10 protein-coding genes are annotated in these 23,334 nt (G+C 75.2%); 9 read left to right on the forward strand and 1 reads right to left on the reverse strand.

Going from position 1 to position 23,334, the window contains the following annotated elements:
- Both ACZ4V6_RS30285 and ACZ4V6_RS30290 read left to right on the forward strand, forming a co-directional pair.
- Complete coding sequence (locus ACZ4V6_RS30285; RefSeq protein WP_467833621.1) at nt 1-7,533, forward strand: amino acid adenylation domain-containing protein; 7,533 nt, start codon at nt 1-3, stop codon at nt 7,531-7,533.
- Entirely contained in the window at nt 7,530-8,297 is a 768-nt protein-coding gene (locus tag ACZ4V6_RS30290; RefSeq protein ID WP_467833623.1) for a thioesterase II family protein, read from the forward strand. The genes ACZ4V6_RS30285 and ACZ4V6_RS30290 overlap by 4 nt, the downstream gene beginning before the upstream one ends.
- A gap of 76 nt (nt 8,298-8,373) precedes the next feature.
- Here ACZ4V6_RS30290 and ACZ4V6_RS30295 read toward each other — a convergent pair whose 3' ends face one another.
- Nucleotides 8,374-9,135, reverse strand: a complete 762-nt coding sequence (locus tag ACZ4V6_RS30295) for a 4'-phosphopantetheinyl transferase family protein (RefSeq protein ID WP_467833625.1) — start codon at nt 9,133-9,135, stop codon at nt 8,374-8,376.
- A gap of 151 nt (nt 9,136-9,286) precedes the next feature.
- Between ACZ4V6_RS30295 and ACZ4V6_RS30300 the strand changes: the two genes are divergently transcribed.
- The 7 genes from ACZ4V6_RS30300 to ACZ4V6_RS30330 all read left to right on the forward strand — a co-directional run bounded on the left by ACZ4V6_RS30300 (nt 9,287) and on the right by ACZ4V6_RS30330 (nt 23,224).
- On the forward strand, nt 9,287-10,063 hold the full coding sequence (locus ACZ4V6_RS30300) for an enoyl-CoA hydratase-related protein (RefSeq protein ID WP_467833627.1): 777 nt from the start codon (nt 9,287-9,289) through the stop codon (nt 10,061-10,063).
- Complete coding sequence (locus ACZ4V6_RS30305; protein WP_467833628.1) at nt 10,060-10,923, forward strand: ACP S-malonyltransferase; 864 nt, start codon at nt 10,060-10,062, stop codon at nt 10,921-10,923. The genes ACZ4V6_RS30300 and ACZ4V6_RS30305 overlap by 4 nt, the downstream gene beginning before the upstream one ends.
- Before the next feature lie 77 nt (nt 10,924-11,000).
- Entirely contained in the window at nt 11,001-17,279 is a 6,279-nt protein-coding gene (locus tag ACZ4V6_RS30310) for a beta-ketoacyl synthase N-terminal-like domain-containing protein (RefSeq protein WP_467833629.1), read from the forward strand.
- Between the two features lie 60 nt (nt 17,280-17,339).
- Nucleotides 17,340-18,875: an MDR family MFS transporter gene (locus tag ACZ4V6_RS30315; RefSeq protein WP_467833630.1), complete on the forward strand. Its 1,536-nt coding sequence runs from the start codon at nt 17,340-17,342 to the stop codon at nt 18,873-18,875.
- A 40-nt stretch (nt 18,876-18,915) separates the two neighbouring features.
- A complete protein-coding gene (locus ACZ4V6_RS30320) occupies nt 18,916-19,803 on the forward strand; it encodes a DUF6039 family protein (RefSeq protein WP_467833631.1) in 888 nt (295 codons plus the stop codon).
- Nucleotides 19,803-22,271, forward strand: coding sequence for an ACP S-malonyltransferase (gene fabD / locus ACZ4V6_RS30325; protein WP_467833633.1), 2,469 nt, complete (start codon nt 19,803-19,805; stop codon nt 22,269-22,271). The genes ACZ4V6_RS30320 and fabD overlap by 1 nt, the downstream gene beginning before the upstream one ends.
- A 29-nt stretch (nt 22,272-22,300) precedes the next feature.
- Nucleotides 22,301-23,224: a DUF6039 family protein gene (locus ACZ4V6_RS30330; RefSeq protein WP_467833635.1), complete on the forward strand. Its 924-nt coding sequence runs from the start codon at nt 22,301-22,303 to the stop codon at nt 23,222-23,224.
- The last annotated feature ends 110 nt before the right edge of the window (nt 23,225-23,334 follow it).

A 23,334-nucleotide genomic window follows, 5' to 3' on the forward strand; every position in this document is an offset into this window, starting at 1 on the left:
ATGGACGCCGAGGTCATCGGAGAGACCGTGGCGCACGGGTGCGAAGCCGGCGCCGACGGGGAGGGCACACACGCGAGCGGGACCGGCAAGGACGCGCCACGGGCGGCGGAGGAACACGGCGGCGGCTCGGACCGGTCCGCCCGCCACGCCTCGCTGGTGGCCGAGGTGACCGCCCTGCTGCGGCGGCTGCTGCCCGCCGAGGCGGCCCGGGAGGACACCCGTTCCCTCGTGGCCGCCGGGGTGGACTCCATGTCTGCGGCCCGGGTGGTGCTGGAGATCCAGGAGGAACTCGGGGTCGAGGTGCCGCTGGGGCGGCTCTCCGAGCCGGGCGGCGTACCAGCCCTGGCCGACCGGATAGCGGCGGCCGTGGCCCGTGCCCGGCGGGATGCCCACGCGCCGGCCGGAGCGACCGCCGCCGGCGCCGGGGCGTCCGGTCCCGTCGGCCCACCCGCGGCCGAGGGCAGCGGTCCCGCGCAGGACGCCTCCGAGGGCCCACGGGTGCCCGCCCCGGAGGAGACGGCGACCGTACGCCCCGACGGTCCCGTCGTGGTGCGCCCGGAGCCCGGCCGCCGCCACGAGCCGTTCGGGCTGACCGCCCTGCAGGAGGCGTACCTGGTGGGCGGCGCCCCGGAGTTCACCGCCGACTCCGTCGGCTGCCACCTCTACCGCGAGTTCGAGGTGGACGGGCTCGACCCGGACCGGCTGCAGGCCGCGCTGCGGGAGACGGTCCGGGACCACGACATGCTGCGCGCCGAGATCACGGACGGTCGGCAGCGCGTCCGCCCCACGACGCCCGAGGCGGCCGAACTGCCCTTCCGCGTCCACGAAACCACCGAGGACGACCGCGATCGCCAGGTGAGGCGGATCCGGGACGACATGACGCACCGCGGTCGGGCGCCGGGCACGGGACCGCTGTACGCAGTGGAGGTCAGCTGGGTGCCGGACGGCACGTCCGTCGTCCACCTGGACGTCGACGCGCTGCTCACCGACGGGCGCGGCCTGGAGGTGCTGCTCGCCGACTGGTGGCGTCACTACACCGGTCGACCGGGACGCACGGCCGAACCGGGCACCGGCCGGCCCTCCGTACGCGACTGCGTCACCGCACTGCTCGCCCGCCGCGGCACCCCGGCCCACCGGGCGGCCCTCGACCACTGGAGGCGGCGGCTCGACCGGCTCCCGCCCGGCCCGGACCTGTTCGGCACTCCGGCCGGTCCCGGACGCCGCTTCCCGCTCACCGCCGAACTCGACGCACGCGAGTGGCGGTCGCTGCGTCGACGCGCCGCGGGGGCCGGGGTGTCGCCGACCTCGCTGCTGCTCACCGTCTTCGCCCGCGCGCTGGGCCGCGGCGCCCGAAGCCCGTTCTCCCTCGTCCTCACCGTCAGCGAGCGAACCCGGCTTCCCGCCGCCGCCGACGGTCTCATCGGCCCCTTCACGTCCAACCTCGTCTTCCCCGTGCCGGAGGAGGCGCTCGGCGACGGACCGGTCGAGGAGGCGGCCGGCGAGGTCCACCGGATGCTGTGGACCGACCTCGGGTACACCGCCGTCAGCGGCGTGGAAGCGCTCAGGGAACTGCGCGCCGCACCGGCGCTGCCGGTCGTGTTCACCAGCATGCTGGACCTGGCGGAGGAGACCGGCGGATTCGCCGCGGCACCCGGATACGCGGTCAGCCAGACCAGCGGCGTCCACCTCGACCACCAGCTCCGCGTGCGCGACGGCAGGCTCCAGCTGCGCTGGGACGTCAACGGGACCGCGTTGCCCAGGGCACGGGCGGACCGGCTGTTCAGCGCGTACGTCAACGCCCTGCACCTGCTCGCCGCCGAGCGGCCCGAGACGGCACGCAGGGCGCGGCCCAACGCCTTGCAGCAGTCGTACTACGTCGCCAGGACCGGCACCGGCGAGCCCGAGGGCTGCCACGTCCACCAGTCCTTCGTGGTGCGCGACCTCGACCTCGACCGGCTCACGGACGCATGGCTGCGCATGACGGCGGCGTACGACGTCCTGCGCACCACCGTCCTGCCGGACGGCACCCTGCGCACCGAGCCCGAGCCGCCCGCCCACTGGCGTATCCCGGTCGAGGACACCGACGGCGAGGCCGCCGAGGAGGCCGGGGACGCCGGCGCCGGGGCGGGGAGGACGGACGGCGTGGGGGACGGGGCCGTCCCGGCGGACGCCGGCCGTCCGCCGTTCCCGCTCGGTCACGGCCCGCACGCCGACCTGCGGGTGGTGCGGCGGGCCGACGGCAGTGCCGCCGTGCACCTGACCGTGGACCTCGCCGTGGCGGACGCCCGCAGCATCCATCTGCTGGGCCGTGAGCTGTGGCGGCTGTACGCCGATCCGGCGGCCGCCCCGCGGGCTGCCGCGGAAGCCCGCCCCGGACGCTCCGGCACCCCGCAGGAGCACCGGGAACACTGGCGGCGGCGCCTGGAGGCGCTGCCGGCCGCGAGCCCGCTGTTGTCCGGCCGCCCAGCGCACCGGGAGGGAGAGCACAGGCCGCCCCGCCGGATCCGGCTGGAGACCCGGCTGCCCGGCTGGGGACGGGTGAAGAAGCGCGCCGCCGCGGCGGGCGTGACCCCCGACGCGCTGCTCGCGGCAGCCTTCGCCGAGGCCCTGGCCGAAGCAGGGGGGACCGCCGCCGAGCCGTTCGCGTTCACGGTGGTGCGCTGGCCGTCCTGGGCCGAGCCGGCCCGGCCCGGCGAGTACACGGCGCTCAGCTGGCTGCCCCGCGAGCCGGACGGACGGACCGTGTGGCAGCGGGCCGCCGCCTACCAGCGGATGCTCGCCGAGGACGCCGAGGCCGACGGGACACCGGCCCTCACCGAGCAGCGCCGCCGCGCCGCCCGCGGCACCGGCTCCTCGTACCCCATCGTGTACACGTCCGTCTTCGACCTGTCCGACCTGCCACTGCCGCCGGGCGTCACCGCCGGTCCCTGGAGCACCTGCACCCCCGACGTGTCGCTCGACTGCGTGTCCCTCGACGACGGCGACACCCTGACGGTCGGCTGGGACGCCGTGCCCGGCGATTTCCCCGACGGAGCGCTCCGGCGGGCGTTCGACGCGTTCGACACGCTGTGCCGGGAACTCGCCGCCGACCCCTCCGAGGAGCCCGGACAGCGACTGCGGGCGCTCCAGGCGTGGAACGACACGGCGCGTCCCTTCCCCGCCGCGGGACCGGCGCACACCTACTTCGAGGAACAGGCCGGGGACCGCCCCGGGCACATCGCCCTGCGGTGGCGCGGCGGGACCCTGTCGTACGGCGCGCTCAACGCCTGGGCGAACCGGATCGCCTGGACGCTGCGCGACCACGGTGTCGGGCCCGAGACCGTGGTGGCCGTCCGCACACCCCGCGGACCCGCCATGGTCGCCGCCGTCCTCGGCGTGCTCAAGGCGGGCGGCGCCTACCTGCCCGTCGACACGCGCCTGCCCGGGCAGCGGGTCGCCGCCATGCTGCGCACCGCGGGGGCCGGCCTGCTGCTCACCGCCGACGGCGCGCCGCCCCTCACCGCCGTGGAGGGCGTGACCTGTGTGCCGGCCGACCGGACACGGCTGCCCGACGGCCCCGAACGGCGCCTCGACCCGCCGCACACCGCCGGAGCGGACAACACGGCGTACGTCATCTTCACCTCGGGCAGCACCGGTGAACCCAAGGGAGTCGCCGTCCGCCACCGGCCCGTCCACAACCTCCTGCACTGGTGCCACCGGCTGCACGGTCTCGGACCGGACGACACCGGGCTGTGCGTCACCTCGCTCGGGTTCGACCTGTCGGTCTTCGACATCCTGGGCCTCCTGGGTCGCGGCGCCGGACTCTACATCGCCGACGAGGAGCAGCAGCGGGACCCCGAACTGCTGCTGGACGTGCTCGTACGGGAACCGATCACCTTCTGGAACTCGGCGCCCACCACCCTCGGCCAGCTGCTGCCGCTGCTGCCGCGGTACGCGGGCCGCCCCGGCACCGACGACCTCCGGCTGGTCTTCCTCAGCGGCGACTACACGCCCCTGCCGTTGCCCGACGCGGTGCGCGCCGTCTTCCGGCGGGCGAGGATCGTCAGCCTGGGCGGCGCGACCGAGGCGACGGTGTGGTCCAACGCGTTCACCGTCGACGAGGTGGACCCCGGCTGGCGCAGCATCCCCTACGGCCGCCCCGGTGACAACGCGCGCTACTACGTCCTGGACGAGCGGCTGCGGCCGTGTCCCCCGGGCGCCGAGGGCGACCTCTACATCGGCGGCGACTGTCTCGCGGACGGTTATCGGGCGCGTCCGGCGCTGACCGCCGAGCGGTTCGTCCCCGACCCCTTCGGCCTCGAGCCGGGCGCCCGCATGTACCGCACGGGCGACCGCGCGCTGTGGGACGACACGGGCCTCCTCCACTTCCGCGGACGGGCGGACCACCAGGTCAAGATCCGCGGCTTCCGCGTCGAACCGGGGGAGATCGAGCACCGGTTGCGGCAGCACGAGGCCGTCCGGGACGCCGTGGTGCTGGCCCGGACCGACCCCTCGGGAGACCGCAGGCTGGTGGCGTACGTACAACCGTCGGGCGACGGACTGCCGGCCACCGGGGAGCTGCGGAAGTTCGCCGCCGCGGCGCTGCCCGAGTACATGGTGCCGAACGTGATCGCCCGGGTGGACACGTTCCCGGCCACGCCGAACGGCAAGCTCGACCGCGAGGCGCTGCCGTGGCCGCTGCCCGAGTCGGGGCGACGGGCACAGGCGCGGGGGGAGATTCCGGCCGGAGGGACGGCGGGCGTGACGGACGGGGCCACGGTTGGTGTGAAGGCCGAGGAGAGGACCAGGGTGACGGCCGGTGAGCGGGCCGGCGTGGCGGGCGAGGTGCGGGCCGGGGGAGCGGCCGCGGTGCCGGCCGAGGACGGCTCCGGCGCGACGGCCGGGACGAGGACCGCGGTGACGCACGAGGCGACCGCGCACGGGACGGACATACGGGCCGCGGACGCCGGGACCGCGCACGGGACGGACATACGGGCCGCGGACGCCGGGACCGCGCACGGGACGGACATACGGGCCGCGGACGCCGGGACCGCGCACGCGGCGGCACCGGGACGGGCGGAACTGCGCGAGGAGATCGCCGCGCTGTTCGCCGAGCGGCTCGGCGTCCCGTCCATCGATCCCGCGGCCGACTTGTGGGACCAGGGAGCCACCTCCTTCACCCTCGCCCAGGTCTCCACGGTCCTGTACGAGCGCCACGGACACCGGGTGCCGGTGTCGGCTCTGCTCGAGGACCCCAGCGCGGACGCGATCGCGGCCCACCTGGCCCGGGTGCTCGGAACGGAGGAACCGCCCGCCGGGGGCGAGGACCGAAGCTCCGGGGCGGTGCCCGCCGGGACCGCGCAGGCCGAGCACGAGCGCCCTCGTACACCTCCGGAGGAAACCGGGACCAGGGCTGCGGACGCGGACGAGCCCGAGCCGGTCGACTTCTTCTCCGCGCACGACCGCGCCGCCTTCAAGGCGGCCGGCTGGGCCAGGCGCGCACCCGCCGGTCCCGACCGTCTCGTGCCGCTGGAGCCGGTGGAGTACGAGCGGGCACGGTACGAACGGCGTGGCGCGCGCCGCGAGTTCGGGCGGAACGCGGTCGGCCGGGAGCAGCTGACCCGGCTGCTGGCGCTGCTGCGGCCGGTGCGCCTGGGCGACCGCGAACGCCGCCTCTACCCGTCGGCCGGGGACACCTACGCCGTCCAGGTGTACCTCCACGTCCGGCCCGGACGCGTCACCGGGATGGAGGCGGGGCTCTACCACTACCGGCCGGAGGAACACGCCCTGGAGCTCCTGGCGGAGGGGCCCGGACCCGATCGCGGCGCTCACGTCTTCTACAACCGGCCGGTGTTCGACGCCGCCGCGTTCGAGCTGTACCTCATCGGTCAGCTCAGGGGGATCGCCCCGCTGTACGGCGACGACAGCGCACGCTACCTCGCCGTGGAGGCGGGCTGCGCGGCGCAGCTGCTGATGACCTCCCAGACGGAGACGGGGATCGGTCTGTGTCCGGTCGGTGCCCGCTCCGTGGAGCGGCTCGCCGGCCCCCTCGGTCTGGACGACGGACACCGCTTCCTCCTGTCCTTCCTCGGCGGACCCCTGCCGTCGGAACAGCACACGCCCGTGGCCCCGCCAGCACCCGAACCGGCTTCCCTGGACGCGCGGACGCACGGACGGACGGCGGCCGAACCGGCCGGGCGCACCGCGGCGTCCGGAGCCGCGAGGACGCCCGCGGCCGTTGCCGTGGCCGTCACCGGTGCGGCGGTACGGCTCCCGGGCGCGGACGGGCTGGGGGAGTTCTGGCGGCTGCTGGAATCCGGCCGGTCGGCCGTGGGCGCCGTGTCCGCGGACCGGGCGCGGGCGCTGCACGGCGGGAACGGACGTTCCCGCCCCGACGGCGGCTACCTCGGCGCCGAGGACGGCTTCGAGCCGGAGCTCTTCCACATCGCACCGGCCGAGGCGCGCACCCTCGATCCACAGGTCCGCATGGTGCTGCGAGCGGTCTGGGAGTGCCTGGAGAACGCCGGACACACCCCGGAGAGCCTGAGCCGCGCCGCCCGCCGGATCGGCGTGTTCACGGGGGTGATGTGGCACGACCACCGCCAGACCGGCGCCGACGCGCACCGTGCGGGCGAGCCGGCGACCCTGGCCGCGCTCGGCTCGGACATACCGAACCGGGTCTCCCACTTCTTCGACTTCCGAGGCCCGAGCGTCGCCGTGGACACCTCCTGCTCCTCCTCCCTGACGGCGCTGCACCTCGCGGTGGAGGCGCTGCGCCGCGGCGAGTGCGACGCGGCGATCGCGGCGGGGGTCAACGCCATCGGCCACCCCTACCACCTCGACGTGCTGACGGACCTCGGCGTCGTCGCGGCCCGTCCCGCGGCCGGCGCGTTCGACGCCGCGTCGTCCGGATGGTCACCGGGCGAAGGCGTGGGCGCCGTACTGCTGCGCCGTCTCGAGGACGCCGAACGCGACCACGACTGCGTACGCGCGGTCGTCGAGGCGACCCTGAGCGGACACGCGGGGCGTGCCGCGCGATACGGCGCGCCGCGCCCGCAGGCGCTCGCCGACTCGCTGCGCCGCCTGCTGGACCGGGCGGGGGTGTCGCCCGAGGACATCGGGTACGTGGAGTGCGCCGCCGCGGGGGCGGGCGTCGCGGACGCCGCGGAGATCGAGGCGCTGGCCCAGGTGTTCGCGGCCCGGACCGAACGGGGCCTCGTGCTGCCGGTGGGCACGGTGAAACCCGTGGTGGGCCATCTGGAGTCCGCCGCAGGCATGTCGCAACTGGCCAAGGTGCTGTTGCAGTTCGAGCACCGCCGCATCGTGGCGACCCCGGCGGGGCACAGCGAGGGGCTGTTCTCCTGGGAAGGGCTGCCGGTGCGGCTCGCGGACCGCCAGGAGCCCTGGGTGCCGGAGCGTCCGGGTGAGCCGCTGCGTGCCCTCGTCAACGCGGTGGGAGCGACGGGCAGCTACGCCCACGTCGTGCTGCGTGAACCCGCGACGCCGAGTGCGGCGCGCGAAGAGGCCGACGGAGAGGGGAGGACGGTTCGGTGACGGCCGGATCGTGGATCGCGGGCGGGCCCGGACGCAGGGCCGACGCCCCTGTGCGGCTGCTGTGCTTCGCCCACGCCGGCGGGGGAGCGGGCTTCTTCCGGCCGTGGGCCGAGGCCCTGCCCGGCGTCGACGTGTGCCCCGTCGTGCTGCCGGGCCGCGAGTCCCGGCTCAGGGAGCATCCCTACACACGGGTGAGTGAGCTGCTGCCGGCGCTCGTCGACGGGATCGTGCCCCATCTGGACCGCCCGTACGCACTGTTCGGGCACAGCCTGGGCGCGGTGCTCGCCTACGAGCTCGCCCGGCGGCTGTCGCACGGCCCCACGGCGCCCCCGGTGCGCCTGGTCGTCTCGGGGCGGCGGCCCCCGCACGCGGCCCGGCAGGAGCCCGAACTGCGCCGTCTCGACGACGACGCCTTCGTCGCCGAGGTGGCACGGCTGGGCGGCATCCCGGACGAAGTGCTGCGCCAGCCGGATCTGTTGCGGCTGTTCGTCCCGGCGATGCGGGCCGACTTCACCCTGAACGAGACCTACCTGCCGCTGCCCGGGCCGCCGCTGGAGATCCCGGTGACCGCCCTCACCGGTGACCGGGACCCCCGCGTGACCCCCCAGGAGATCGACGGCTGGCGCGAGGTGACCCGGGGCCCCTTCGTCCGCCAGGTGTTCGAAGGCGACCACTTCTACCTGAAGGGCGCCCGGGCCGACGTCATGGCCGCTCTGCGGGCCGAACTGGAGACGGCGGCGGGGTTCGCCCCGAGGACCGGATGACGTCACCGCCCGGATCCGTCCGGCGGCAGGCCCGTCCGGCACCTGCCGGGCGGGCACCGCACGGCCGGGCCGGTGCCTAGTACGCCGCCGGCGCACCGTGCAGCACGGCCCGGAGGGCCGCCGCCCGCCGTGTCCCGGTGTGCACGGCCACGGCCAGCGAGTGCGCCGGCGTGGGCGCCCACTGGGCCAGCCACCACTCCTCCGGCCGATCGCCCAGCTCCGGTCCGAACTCCGCCCGGATCCCGGCGGTACCGCCGACCCGGCCGGCCACCGGGAAACCGCACTGCGACACCGGCAGGGACAGGCCGCGGCCGCGCGCCTTCACGTAGGCCTCCTTCAGCGTCCACAGCCGGCAGAACGCGGCCGGGCGGGCTGCGTGCTCCAGCCCCGCCAGCCGGCTCCGCTCGCGTGGTGTGCACACCGCCCGGGCGAGCCGCATCGGGTCCGTCGCCCGGTCCACCGCCTCCACGTCCACCCCGCACGGCGCCCCCGCGGTCACCGCGCAGGCGACCAGGCCCCGGGTGTGCGAGAGGCTGAACCGCAGCGGCGGCCGCACGCGGGGGGCGGCGATCTCGGGTTTCCCGTAAGGCGTCCGCAGGAACTCCCACGCCCTCGCGGGAACGTCCGGCACACACCGGCTCAGCGCGGACCGGACCAGCGCGTGCGCGGCCGTGAACGCCAGTCGGTCCTCGGCCCGCACCAGGCGGCGCAGCCGCGCCCGCTCCTCGTCCGACAGCAGCTCGTGGCCTGCCGTACGCCGCGCCCCGTCGGCCGGCGCGTGCGGGACGTCCACCCAGACGTGGACCTCGTCGGTGCCGATGACCGGCAGGTGCGTCACGGAGGCTCCTCGTCGCTCGGGTCACCCGGGAACGTGCGCAGCATGCCCCGCACCCGGTCCGGCCGCCTGCTCAAAGGTGAGCAGACCCGGCCGCGTCGTCCCGGTTGGATCGGGGGTGAGGACGTCGGCAGCCGCAGACGAGGAGGAGACCGTGGAGTATCGCCGTATCCGCGTGGAACCGTCGCGGGGTGTGCTGCGGGTGACCCTCGGCGCGCCCGCACTGGACGCCCGGACGGTCACCGAGCTCCGCGGCGCCCTGGACGCGGCGGAAGCGGACCGGGACTGCCGGGCGGTCGTCCTGGCCGGGCGGCCGGGTGTGTTCTGCACCGGAATGGACCTGCGCGGCGGACTGGACGACGACACGGCGCCGGAGGAGTTCGCCACACTGCTCCGACGGCTCACCCTGGTGCCGCGGGTGGTCGTGGCGGAGGTCGACGGGCAGGTGTCGGGCGGCGGGGTCGGCCTGGTCGCCGCCGCCGACCTCGTCCACGCCACTCCGCGCAGCTCCTTCGGGCTGCCGGAGGCACTGTGGGGGCTGCTGCCGTGCGTCGTACTGCCGTATCTGGCCCGCAGGATCGGGCCGGGCAGGGCGACCACCATGGCCCTGACGACCCGTCCCCTGGACGCGGTGGACGCATGCTCCCGCGGGCTCGTCGACGAGGTCGGTGACCACCCGGACGCGTGGCTGGCCCAGCTGCTCGTGCGGCTCGAGCGCATCGACGCGCGCACCCTCGACGCGGCCAAGCGGTACGCCGCCGAGCTGTGGCCGATCACCGAGGAGACCGGCCGGCTCGCCGCCCGCGAGTTCGAGCGGCTGCTGACCGGTCCGGTCGCCCGGGAACGCCTGACGGGCTTCGCGACGACCGGGCGGCTGCCCTGGGAGCCCGCCGGAACCGCGGCGACGGCCGGGAAGGGGGAGCGGGCATGACGGTGGCGTGGGTCTTCCCCGGACAGGGCGCCCAGCGTCAGGGCATGGGAGAGGAACTGCTCGACCGCTATCCCGACCTCGTGGCCCGCGCGGACGCCCTCCTCGACGTCCCCGTCCGCGACCTGTGCCGGGGCGACGACGAGGCACTGCAGTCCGACACGCGGTACGTCCAGCCGGGCATGTTCGTCATCAACGCGCTCCACCTCGCCGCGCTGCGCGAGTCCGGCGAGGAGCCCCGCTGGCTCGCCGGGCACAGCCTGGGAGAGCTGAGCGCGCTGTACGCGGCCGGCTGCTTCGACTTCGAGACCGGAGTGCGCATGGTGCTGCGCCGCGGGGAGCTCATGGCGCAGGCCCGCGGCGGCGGGATGCTGGCGGTCGTCGGACTGCCCCCGGAGCGCATCACCGCCGTCCTGGCCGCCGAGGGGGCCACCGACGTGGATGTCGCCAACCTCAACTCCCGCGACCAGGTGGTCCTGTCCGGACCCCGGGACTCGCTGCGGGCGCTGCGCGACCCGCTGCGCGCCGGCGGGGCGCACAAGTGCGTCCTGCTCAACGTCAGCATCGCCGCCCACTCCCGTTACATGGCCCACGCCGCCGCCCTGTTCACCGACCATCTGCGCACGGTCCCCTTCCGGCCGCCGCGCGTTCCGGTCGTCACCAACACCGACGCCCGTCCCCGGACCACCGCCGACGGGCTCGCCGAGCACCTCGGCGCGCAGTTGCGCAGCCCCGTCCGCTGGGCCGACACCATGCGCTTCCTCATCGGGCGCGGAGTGCGCACGCTGCGGCAGGCCGGGCCGAGCAGCACGCTGGACAAGCTCTGGACGGCGGCGCTGACGGACGCGAGTGCGCACTGTTGAGCAGACAACGCCCCCGCCGCGACAGCAGGTTGGGGGAGACACGTGAGACACCCGGAACCGAGGGAGCGAGGGGGGACATGCAGGGTCACGGTCAGGACCGGCACGGCACGGCGGAGCACACGGTGATCCTGTCCGCGGCGAGCGCCGGCGGCCTGCGGCGGTACGCGGGCGCGCTGTACGACCACCTCACCGAGGCCGCGGACCACGGCACGGCGCCGTCCCTGGCGTCGGTGGCGTTCACCCTCCAGACCGGCCGGGCCTCCCTGGCCCACCGGCTCGCGATCCGCTGCGCCGGGACGAAGCAGCTGCTGGAAGCGCTCGCCGCGGCGGCGGCCGGCCGGCCCCACCCCGCGGTGTCCGCGTCGGTCGTCGAGCCCGGCACCGAGCCAGGCCCCCTCGCCGCACCGCCGCGCGACGAACACGAGGCGGCACAGGCGTGGCTCGCCGGTCACACCGTGCGGTGGGAGGGCTTCCGGCACGAGGGAGCGACCAGGACGCCGCTGCCCGGACACCCGTTCGGGGCGGCCCCCACGGACCGTGCCGGCACGGCACCGGCACCGCGGGCCGACCGCGACGCGCGGCGCACGGCGGTGGAGGAGTACCTCAAGGAGCGCTACGCGGAGGTGTCGGAGATCCCCGCCGAGCGGCTGCACGCGCGCGTCCCGCTGGACCACTACGGGCTCAGCTCCGCGCTCGTCGCCCGGCTCACCGCCCGGCTGACCGAGGACCTGGGGGCGGTGCCGCCCACGCTCTTCTTCGAGCACCGCGACCTCGCCGGGGTGGCGGGCGCACTGCTGGACCACGACGGGCCGTGGCGGCGGCAGGCGGCCGAGCGGGCCGGCGCGCGACAGACGGGCGGGGAGCGGGTCCCCGCGGAACAGGCCCGTGCGGAACAGGTCCTCGCGGAACCCTCCCCTGGACGGAAGGGCGCCGTCCCCGCCGGTTCCGGCGAGCGGGCCGTGGCCGTCGTCGGGATCGCCGGGCGCTATCCGCAGGCCCCGGATCTCGAACGGTTCTGGGACAACCTGGTCTCCGGACGCGACTGCGTGGGGCAACTGCCCCCCGACCGCCGTCGCCCCGGCTGGCCGGTCGACGACATGTGGGGCGGTTTCCTCGACGGCGTCGACCTCTTCGACCCTCTGCTGTTCCAGATCACACCGCGCGACGCCGCCCTGATGGATCCCCAGGAGCGCCTCTTCCTGGAGACCACCTGGAGGGCGCTGGAGGACGCCGGCTATCCGCGCACCCGGCTCCGCGAGCAGCACGGCTCACGGGTCTCGGTGTACGCGGGCAGCATGTACAACGAGTACACGTACTTCGGGGTCGAGAGCACGCTGCGCGGCACCCCCCAGGACACCGGCTGCGCCATCGGCGGCATCGCCAACCGGGTCTCGTTCCACTTCGACCTGCGCGGCCCCAGCATGACCGTCGACACCATGTGCTCGTCCGGCCTGGTCGCCGTCCACCTCGCGGTGCAGGCGCTGCGGCGCGGCGAATGCGAGATGGCCGTCGCCGGCGCGGTCAACCTCTCGCTGCACCCGAACAAGTTCCTCCAGCAGCGCAGGATGCGGCTGACCGCGTCGGGCCGCCGCTGCCGCAGCTTCGGCCGAGGGGGCGACGGGTTCGTGCCCGCCGAGGGCGTCGGGGTGCTCGTGCTCAAGCCGCTGGACCGGGCCCTCGCGGACGGCGACCGGATCCACGCGGTGGTCCGCGGCAGCGCGGTGCTCCACATGGGCCGCACCAACGGCTGGATCGTCCCCAACCCCGCCGCCCAGGCGGAGGTGGTCGCCGAGGCCCTGCGTGACGCGGGCCTCGACCCCGCCGACATCGGCTACATCGAGGCGCACGGAGCCGGTACCGAACTGGGGGACCCGATCGAGATCGACGGTCTGACCAGGGTGTTCGGAGCCGCGGGACTGCCGCCCGGGAGCATCCCCGTCGGCTCGGTGAAGTCGACCATCGGCCACGTCGAGGCCGGGGCCGGGGTCGCCGCGCTCACCAAGGTCCTGCTCCAGATGCGCCACCGCCGGCTGGCACCCTCCCTGCACGCCGGGGAACTCAACCCCGGCATCGACTGGGACGCCGTGCCGTTCCGGGTGCAGCGGTCCGCCGAGGAGTGGCGGGCCGCGCCGGGTGCGCCGCTGCGGGCCGGCATCAGCTCCTTCGGCGCGGGCGGCACCATCGCCCATCTGATCCTGGAGTCCCACGAGCCCGTGGGGCCGCGCCCGACGCCGCCCGTGCCCGACGGCCGGCCCCGGCTGCTGGTCCTGTCCGCCCACGACGAGCGGCGCCTGCGGGAGTACGCCGGGGCGGTGGCCGAACATCTGCGCGGCGCGGCGGACAGCGGAGCCGAACCCGCCCTCGGCGACCTGGCCTTCACGCTGGGCACCGGGCGTGAACCGCTGCGCGAGCGGCTGGCGTTCGTCGCCCGGGACACGGCCGGGGCCGCCGAGGTGCTCGGCCGCTACGCCGCCGGCGACGACTCGTGCGTCCTGCGCGGCCGCACGCCCGGCCCCGGCGCGTCGACCGGCCCCGTCATGCCCGCGGAGGGCTTCGCGGGGGGCTTCGCGGGGGACGAGCGCGAACTGCGCGAACTCGGCGCCCACTGGGTCGCCGGCGGTCCCGTGGACTGGGCACGGCTGCGCCCGGCCACCGGACCCGGGCCGGCGATCGTCCCCCTGCCGGGCCACCCGTTCGCCAGGATGCGCTGCTGGGCAGAGCCCGCTTCCGCGGCCGACCCGGCTTCCACGCCCTCGCCGAAGCAGCCCGAGCGGTTCTCCGTACCCGCCGGCACACCGGTGCCCCCGGCGGCGACCGCGGGAGCCGTGACCCACGACCGGGCCGACTTCGCGGCGGCCCCCACCGGAACCGGGCACGCACCGGCGTACGACCGTCCCGGCGGGGCCGCCGAGACGCCGCTGCTGCGCCGTACCTGGGTCGAGAGCGTGGCCGAGCCGGATCCGACGCCGGTCGACGGGCCGCTGCTGTGCCTGTTCGCGGACCCCTCCGAAGCGGTCGCCCGGGAGCTGGTGCGGGCGGCGGGACCCGAGCGGATCGTGCTCCTGCGCCGGGGAGCGGACCGCGGTGACGGCGTCGCCGCGTACACCGGCGAGGCGGACGCGGTCGCGGCCGTCGGCGAACTGCTCGCCCGCCACCCCGGCCTGGCCGGGTGGATCGACCTGTGCGACCACGCCGACAGCGCGGACGGCGGCGGGGAGGACCCGGACGGCGACTGGACCGCCCGGCTCGCGGCGCTGCGCCGGCTGGTGTCCTACCGGGCCGGACACGGGCTGCGCGTCCTGCACGTCACCCGCGGTCTGCGCGGCGCCGGGGGAGTGCCCCCGCGGCTCACCGGAGCCCGGCTCGCCGGGTACGTGCGGATGCTCGGCGCAGAGTACCGGCGGGTGCGGGCCACCACGGTGGACACCGACCTCGGTGCGGACGACGCGTCGACGCTGGCCCGGCAGCTGCTGGAGGAGGTGGCGGCGTACGACCGTCACGGCGAGGTCTGCCACCGTGCGGGCACCCGCCTGGTGCCGTCCCTGGCGCCGGTGACCGCGGAGCACCGGCCGCTGCGGATACCCGAGCACGCCGTCCAGGTCCTCACCGGTGCCACGCGCGGAATCGGCGCCCGGGTGGCGCGCCACCTCGTCGAGTGCGGCGCGCGACGGCTGGTCCTGCTCGGCGCCCGCTCGCTGCCGCCGCGCGAGCAGTGGTCGCGTCCCGACCTGTCCCCGCGGGCCGCCGAAGCCGTTGCCACCGTACGGCGACTCGAGGCCATGGGCGCGCGACTGCGGCTGCACACGGGCGAACTGACCGATGCGGCCGGGGTCGGAACCTTCCTGGACGGCGTCCGCCGGGAGTGGGGCCCGGTCGCCGGGGTCGTGCACTGCGCGGGACGGGTGGCGGAGGGCGATCCCGCCTTCGCCCACCGGGGGGCGGTGCTGGCGCGCCGGGTGTGGCGGCCGAAGGCGGACGCGCTGGCCGTGCTCGCGGACGCCTGCGCGACGGACCGGCCCGCGTACTTCGTGACGTTCTCCTCGGTGTGCGCGGCGGTGCCCCGGCTCGCCGCGGGCGTCTCCGACTACGCCGCCGCCAACTCCTACGCCGACTTCTTCACCGAGGACCGGGTGCGCCGCGGTCGCACCGAGTTCCGCAGCGTCGACTGGCCCATGTGGGCGCAGAGCGGACAGGGGGCCGGAGGGCCCAACGTCTGCGAGCCCGTCGGCCTGGCGGCGCTCGACGACGCGGCGGCCCTGCGCGTCCTGGAACGTGTGCTGGCGCTGCCGGACGGCGGCACGGTCCTGCCCTGCCCGCCGCTGCCCGGCGTCGGCGTCGACCACACGGCACTGCTCGCCGTCCGGCCGCCCGAGCCGGACGGCGGCGGGCAGGTGTCCGCCCCCGCCTCCTCACCGGCCGGCGCCTCCCGACCCCCCGGTACGGCACAGGACCTCCCACCGGCGCCCTGGCTGATGGAGCTCTTCGCCGAGAACCTCGGCATCCCGGTGCGCGAACTCGACCCGACGGCCGACTTCGCCGAACTCGGCGTGGAGTCGGTCCTGCTGGGCGACCTGCTGCAGCAGATCGAGGAGCGGGTGGGACGGCCGCTCGAACCCTCCACCCTGCTGCGCCACAGCACCGTGGCCGCACTCACCCGCCACCTCGCCACCGTCCCGGCCGCGCGACCCGCACCAGGGCCGGAGCCCGGGCACACGCCCGAAGCCCCGGGTGCCGCGGACCCCGAACCCGTCGGCGCAGGGGTTCACCGAGCCGGCACAGCACCCGGACCCGCCCGCGTCCCGGCTGCTGCCGACCCGGTCCCGGACCGCGTCCAGGACTCCTTTCCGGCCCCTCCCGCGACGCCGCCCGTCCCCGTCCCGGCTGCTGCCGACCCGGTGCCGGCCGCCTTCCCCGGCGGGTCCCCGGCCCCTGCCCCGGCCGCCCTCCCCGACGGGAAGATCGCCGTCATCGGCCTGGCCTGCCGCTTCCCCGGCGCGTCCGACATCGACGCCTTCTGGGCGGATCTCGTGGCGGGACGCTGCCGGGTGACCGAGGTGCCGCCGAGCCGGTGGGACCACCGCACGCTGTACGCGCCGACGCCGCAGCCCGGCAGGTCGCTCAGCAAGTGGGGCGGCTTCGTCGACGGCATCGAGGACTTCGACCCCGACTGGTTCGGGATGACCGAGGACGAGGCGACCGCCCTCGACCCGGCCATCCGTCTCTTCCTCGAGGCGACCGCCTGCTGCCTCGCCGAAGCCGGCTACACCGACGGCGAGGTGTGGGGCCGGCGGGTCGGCGTCTATGTCGGCGGCCGCACCACCCCGTACGGGCAACGGGCCGGGATACACCCCGGCGGCCTGCAGTCGGACCCCAACTTCATCGCCGCCCAGGTGGCCCACCGCTACAACTTCCGCGGGCCGTCCATGGTGGTCGACAGCGCCTGTTCCTCCTCGCTCGTCGCCGTCCAGCTCGCCTGTCGCGCGCTCGCGGCGGGAGACGCCGAGATCGCGGTCGCCGGCGGCGTGGAAGTGCTGCTCGACGAGCGCCCCTACCTGGAGTTCAGCGCCGCGCGCGCCATCTCGCCCTCCGGCCGGTGCCGCACCTTCGACGAGCGCGCCGACGGCTTCGTCCCCGGGGAGGGCTGCGGGGCGGTCCTGCTCAAGCCGCTGCGGGCGGCGCTCGCCGACGGCGACCGGATCCACGCGGTGATCGACGCCGCGGAGGTCAACAACGACGGCAACACCATGGGCGTCACCACCCCCAACCCCGACGCCCAGGCCGAACTGCTGCGCCGGGCGCTCGCCGCCTCCGGGCGCCATCCGGAGGAGATCGGTCTGCTGGAGGCGCACGGCACGGGCACGCTGATCGGCGACCCGATGGAACTGCGGGCCCTGACCGACGTGTTCCGCGAGAGCAGTGACCGCGAGGGCTGGTGCGCGATCGGGAGCGTGAAGTCCAACCTGGGGCACCTGCTGTGCGCCGCGGGCATCGCCGGGCTCCTCAAGGCGGTCCTCGCCGTGCGGCACGGGCAGATCCCGCCGACCCTGTTCTGCGAGACGCCCAATCCCCGTTTCGACTTCGCCCGTTCGCCCTTCCGCCCCGTCACCCGGCTGACGACCTGGGCGCCCGACGGGACCAGGGTCGCCGGTGTGAGCTCGTTCGGGCTCGGCGGCACGAACGCCCACGTGATCGTCAGCAGGCCGGACCCGGACTGGCGGACCGGAGGGCCGCCGCCCCGGGAACCGCTGCCGCTGCCCGCCTTCCGGCGGCGCCGGCTCTGGCTGGACGCACCGGGCCGGGCCCCCGTGGTGGCCTCCCTGCTCGACCTGGACTTCTCCCCGGCGGGCACGGGCTGACCCGGTGGGGCGGCGACGACCCCCGCAGGACCGTACGAACGAGGCGACACGAGGTGAGTGATGAGCGCACGGCCTGAAGGCACCCCGGCGAGCACCGCCCCCGCACCGGCCGAGACGGCGGGGATGCCCGCGCGCCAGGCCTGGCTGGTGGTCGGCGGCGTGATGACGGGCATGATGCTCTCCGCCCTGGACCAGACCGTGGTCAGCACCGCGCTGCCACGGATCGTCAGCGACCTGGGCGGTCTGTCCCGGTTGTCCTGGGTGGTCACGGGCTATCTGCTGACCTCCATGGTGGTGACACCGCTGTGGGGCAAGCTGTCCGACATGTACGGCCGGCGCCCGGTGTACATGGCGGCGATCGGTGTCTTCCTGGCCGGTTCGCTGCTGTGCGCGGTGGCCCAGGACATCACGCAACTGGTCGTGTTCCGCGCCGTGCAGGGCCTCGGCGGCGGTGGCCTGTTCGCCCTGGCCATGACCGTGATCGGGGATGTGGTCCCCCCGGCCGAACGCGGCCGGTACCAGGGCTGGTTCGGGGCCGTCTTCGGGCTGGCCAGCATCGGCGGCCCCGTCCTCGGCGGATGGCTGGCCAACGGTCCCGGCTGGCGCTGGATCTTCTGGATCAACCTGCCCGTCGGCCTGTGCTCCCTGCTGGTCGTGGCCAGGCTGCTGCGCGTCACCACGGTGCGCAGGCCGCAGCGCCTCGATCTCGCCGGCGCCGCGTTGATCACCGCGGGCGTCACCGCCGTCCTGCTCTACCTGGACCGGGCCGCCGACGAACACGGCTGGGGCTCGCCGGCCGGGCTCGGCCTGCTGGCGGCCGGAGTGGCCGCCGGTACGCTGTTCGTCCTCGCCGAGCGCCGGGCCGCCGATCCGGTCATTCCGCTGCGGCTGTTCGCCAACCGGGTGTTCCGGGTCGCCGGGATCTTCGGCTTCCTGGCGGGCGTCGCCATGTTCGGCGGCATCGTCTTCCTCCCGGTCCACCTCCAGGTGGTCAGCGGCTTCTCCGCCACCCGCGCCGGCCTGGCGATGCTTCCCGCCATGCTCGGCATCGTCGCGGGCACGACCGTGGCCGGACGTCTCATCTCCAGCCGAGGCCGCTACAAGGCGTATCCCGTCGCCGGCTCCCTCCTGCTGGTGGCCGCCACGGCGCTGCTCGCCCGGCTGCGCCCGGACACCCCGTACATCTGGACCGCGCTGCTCGCCCTCGTCTTCGGCGTAGGCGTCGGTCTGACCACCCAGCCGGTGCTGACCGCCGTGCAGAACAGCGTGGAGCCCCGCGACATGGGCGCCGCGATGGGCACCGCCAACTTCTTCCAGCGGATGGGGGCCGCGATCGGCACGGCCGTGCTCGGCGCGGTCTTCACCGCCCGGCTCGAACACCACCTGGGCAGCGGGACGGCCGCCGCACGGGTGGACTCCCAGTCCGTGGAAGCCGTCCGCGGACTGGCCGAACCCCTCCGCTCGGAGGTCGTCACGGCCTTCAACCGCGCCCTCGACGACGTCTTCCTGGCCTGCGTGCCCTGCGTCGTCGTCGCGTTCGCCGTCTCCCTGCTCCTGAAGGACACCCCGCCCCGCGACCGGGCCCCGTCCCAGTGAGCCCCTGTCCGCACACACCTCTCACAAAGGAGTGCACACCGTGACCGACAGCCCCGCCCGCGCGATCCGCCCCGCCCTCCACCAGACGCCCGTCTCCGCCGACAAGGTGCTGCACTCGGGCAACGCGGGCTTCATCATCGCCCGTAGCTGTCAGCTGAAGAACCGTTACGTGGCCGAGGGCCGGAAGTTCTTCTCCGACGTCATCGGCTACATGAACCAGTCCGACCTCAACGGCGCCTCGTTCTTCTGCTACGAGGAACTGGCCGGCACGCGGCACAAGCTGCACTGGCTGATCCACTGGAACAACCCCAACGACTACGCGATCAGCCTGGAGATGGTCGACCACGACAAGGGCATGATCGACCTGCTGGAGTCGGACCGGGTCAAGGACGACGACGGCATGGGCGCCTGGGGCCGCATGGTGGTCGACGGCACCATGCGCGAGGACATCCTCGTTCCCCAGCACGGCGCACACCACGAGAGCGAGGAGGAGGCCGACTACGGCGACTGCTGGGTGGACCCGGCCTGGGTGCAGTGCGCCCAGGCCCGCGAGGAACAGCTCAACTCCGCCACCGCACAGCTGGTGGTGCACCGGGTCGGCGAGGCACGGCACGAATTCCGCAAGGAGGCCCGCTACTTCGCCTTCGCCTGGCAGAACCACATCAACAAGGTGTTCGCCGGACGCGCCACGGCCTACCTCTACGAGGAGACCTTCGGCGTGATGGACCGGCTGCACTGGCTGATCCACTTCCGGTCGTTCGAGGACTACCACGCGCTGCAGACCCTGGCCGACCACGACGAGGAGTACCGGGCCCTGTTCGAGCGTCCGTTCGTCCCCCGGCACCGTGGCGGCGGCACCTGGGCGCGGACGTTCTCCGACGGCGGCCTGCACGACACCCTGCTGGTCCCCTACCAGCTGTCGGCCTGATGCGCGCCTGGCTGTTCCCGGGACAGGGGGCCCAGCGCGCCGGCATGGGCGCAGAGCTGTTCGACCTCTTCCCCGAGGAGTGCGCCGCCGCCGACGACGTGCTGGGCCACTCGGTCCGCGAGCTGTGCCTGCACGACCCCGAGGGACGGCTCGGCCGGACCCGGTACGCCCAGCCGGCCCTGTTCGTCGTCGAGGCGCTGAGCCTGCTGGCCCGCCGGCGGAGCGAACCGGAGCCCGACTGGTACGCGGGACACAGCCTGGGCGAGTTCGCCGCCCTCTGGGCGGCGGGCTGCTTCGACTTCACCACCGGCGTGCGCCTGGTGCGCCGCCGGGGCGAGCTGATGGGACGCGCCGACGGCGGTCTGATGGCCGCCGTCCTCGGGGTGCCGGCGGAGCGGGTCGCCGAGACGCTGGCGGCGGCGGGCGGCGAGGCGGCGGACGCGGAGATCGCCAACCACAACTCCGCCCGCCAGGTCGTGCTCTCCGGCACCCCCGGCGCGGTGCGCGCCGCCACCGGCCTCCTGACCGGCTCCCTGGGAGCCCGCTGCGTACCACTGAAGGTGAGCGCGGCCTTCCACTCCCGCCACATGGCCGACGCGGCGCGGGAGTTCGCGGACTACCTGCGCGGTTTCCGGTTCGCCGAACCCCGGGTCCCCGTCGTCTCCAACGTGACCTCGCGCCCGTACCGTCCGGGGGACCTGCCGGAACTGCTGGCCCGTCAGGTCGCGGCCCCGGTGCTGTGGTGGCAGTCGATGAGCCTCCTGGTCCACGAGGGCGTCGACGAGGTCGCGGAACTCGGCCCCGGACGCGTGCTGACCGGCCTGTGGCGGGAGGCCGTACGGGAGCCCGCGCCCCGCACGCCGGCGCGGACGGGCCGGACGAAGACGCCGCGGGGCTCCGGACGCGAGCCGTCCCCGGCCGCGGGGGGCGCGACTGCCGCCGAGGGGCGCGACGCCGCCGGGGAAGGCGCTGTCGCGGACGGCCGGACCGTGACGGGGAGTCCGGCCGCACCGGACCGGAAGGAGGCGCCCCACCCCGTGGTCGTCTCCCGGGTGCCCGTCGGGGCCGGCCCGGCGGAGCTCGGCTCCGCCGCGTTCCGCCGGGCGTACGGGATCCGGCTCGCCTATCTGGCCGGATCCATGTACCGGGGGATCTCGTCGGTGGACCTGGTCGTCCGGCTCGGCGAGGCCGGGCTGATGGGCTTCTTCGGCACCGGGGGCCTCGGCCTCGGTGAGGTCGAGAAGGCGATCGGCCGCATCCAGGAACGGCTCGGCGCGTCCGGCCGGTTCGGGATGAACCTCCTGCACGGCCTGGACGACCAGCGGCGCGAGCGGGAGACGGTCGAGCTGTTCCTGAACCGGGGTGTGCGGCACGTGGAGGCCGCCGCCTACCTCGGCGTCACCGCGCCCCTGGTGCGCTTCCGCTTCAGCGGGGCCCGCCGCACGGCGGACGGTCGCGCGAGCGGGCTTCGCCACGTCATGGCCAAGGTGTCCCGGCCGGAGGTCGCCACCGCCTTTCTCTCGCCGCCGCCCCCGGCTCTGCTGGAACGGATGGTCCGTGACGGCGACCTCACCGCCGAGGAGGCCGAGCTCGCCCGGCGGCACCCGGTCGCCGGAGAGATCTGTGTGGAGGCCGACTCCGGCGGGCACACCGACGGCGCGGTGGCACTCACCCTGGTGCCGTCCCTGGTGCGGCTGAGGGACCGGATCTCCGCCCGGCACGGTTACGCCGGTCCGCCGCCCGTGGGCGCCTCGGGCGGGCTCGGCTCGCCCGAGGCGGTCGCCGCGGCCTTCACCCTCGGTGCCGACTTCGTCCTCACCGGCTCGGTCAACCAGTGCACGGCCGAAGCGGGAACGTCCGACGCGGTCAAGGACCTGCTCGCCGGGCTGGACGTCCAGGACACCGCTCACGCCCCCTCCGGTGACATGTTCGAGCTGGGCGCGCGTGTCCAGGTCGTCCGCAAGGGAACCCTGTTCGCGGCCCGGGCGGGAAAGCTGTACGAGCTCTACCGGCGCCACGGCTCCCTCGCGGAGATCGATGAGCGGACCCTTCGGTCCGTCGAACGCACGTACTTCCGGCGCAGTGTCGACGAGGTGTGGGAGCTGACCCGTGCCCACTACGTCGAGACGGGCCGCCCGCACGTCGTGGAGAAGGCCGAGAAGGACCCCCGCCACCGGATGGCACTCGTCTTCAAGTGGTACTTCGCGCACACCAACCGTCTGGCGCTGGCCGGCGTCACCTCCCAGCGGGCCAACTTCCAGATCCACTGCGGACCGGCCATGGGCGCCTTCAACAACCTCGTGCGCGGCACCCCGCTGGCCGACTGGCGACACCGCCACCCGGACGCCATCGCCGACCTGCTGATGTCGGGGGCCGCCCGGATCCTCGGCGCGCCCGAGGAGGAGCCGGGCACGGCACCGGTCCGGCCGGACGGCGCGACGCGAACGGGACCACGAGCAGTTCCGTGACCAGGACCGCGAACAGGAGGGACACCCCCATGACACAGACGACGGCCGGCCCCGCCCCCGCCTTCCGTCCCGCAGCCCACCAGACCGCACGACCGGCCGGGAACCTGCTGCACTCGGGCAACGCGGGCCTCATCGTGGCGCGCAGTGCGCAGATCGCCCCCGGGTACGGCGTCCGCGCCCGCGAGGCCACCCGGAAGATCGTCGAATCCTGCAACGAGCGCTGTGCCGGCGAGGCCACGGTCCTCGCCTACGAGGAGGCCTTCGGCGTCCGGGACCGGCTGCACTGGCTCGTCCACCTGCCGTCCCTGGAGCGGTACGAGGCGCTGGCGGCGGGTGCGGACGCCTCGGGCCTGTTCGGCGGCCAGGGCGGCGCCACCGGCGTCTGGGACGAGATGTTCGAGCCCGGCAGCGTCCGGGACACGCTGCTCGTCCCTCACCGGTGGGGGATCTTCGGTACCGCGACGGAGGCCATGGCCCAGGACGGGTCCGTCAGCCCTGTGGTCACCGACCCGGTCCGCGGACTGCCCCGGTTCGACGTGCGGCCGGCGCGGGAGCAGACGGCCGTGGCGCCCGACCGCACCCTGAACACGGCGACCGCCGGCGTGGTGATGCGCCGCACGGTGGACTTCGACTACCGCTTCCGCGCCGAGGCCAGGGTCTTCGCCCGCACCGTCGCGGAGAACATGAACCTCAACATGGAGGGCCTGGCCACCGTCTACCTCTACGAGGAGATGTTCGGCCGGATGGACCGGGCGCACTTCCTGATCCACATGGCGTCGCTCGACGTGATGTACCTGCTGATGGGGCTGGACGCGCGCACGGACCCGGACGCGCCCCGCGCCTCCTTCGTCCAGGACTGGGTGTCCATGGACAAGGGCGGGGGAGCGTGGGACCGCATCATCGTGCAGGGCAGCACACGGGACGCCCTGATCGTCCCGCAGAACTGGAGCTGAGACCGGCGCACGGCACCGGGGCGGCGGACCCGATCGGGTCCGCCGCCCCGCGGGTGTGGGGCCGAGGCCGGCCCGGAACGGGGCTGGTTGTCCCGCCCGGTGGGCCCGTT

The organism is Streptomyces sp. NPDC029152 (genome assembly GCF_055564355.1).

Excerpts from the sequence above, each read along its gene's own strand:
- ACZ4V6_RS30285 (WP_467833621.1), top strand. The coding sequence starts at position 1 with ATGGACGCCGAGGTCATCGGAGAGACCGTGGCGCACGGGTGCGAAGCC.
- ACZ4V6_RS30305 (WP_467833628.1), top strand. The coding sequence starts at position 10,060 with ATGACGGTGGCGTGGGTCTTCCCCGGACAGGGCGCCCAGCGTCAGGGC.
- ACZ4V6_RS30310 (WP_467833629.1), top strand. The coding sequence starts at position 11,001 with ATGCAGGGTCACGGTCAGGACCGGCACGGCACGGCGGAGCACACGGTG.
- ACZ4V6_RS30315 (WP_467833630.1), top strand. The coding sequence starts at position 17,340 with ATGAGCGCACGGCCTGAAGGCACCCCGGCGAGCACCGCCCCCGCACCG.
- fabD (WP_467833633.1), top strand. The coding sequence starts at position 19,803 with ATGCGCGCCTGGCTGTTCCCGGGACAGGGGGCCCAGCGCGCCGGCATG.
- ACZ4V6_RS30330 (WP_467833635.1), top strand. The coding sequence starts at position 22,301 with ATGACACAGACGACGGCCGGCCCCGCCCCCGCCTTCCGTCCCGCAGCC.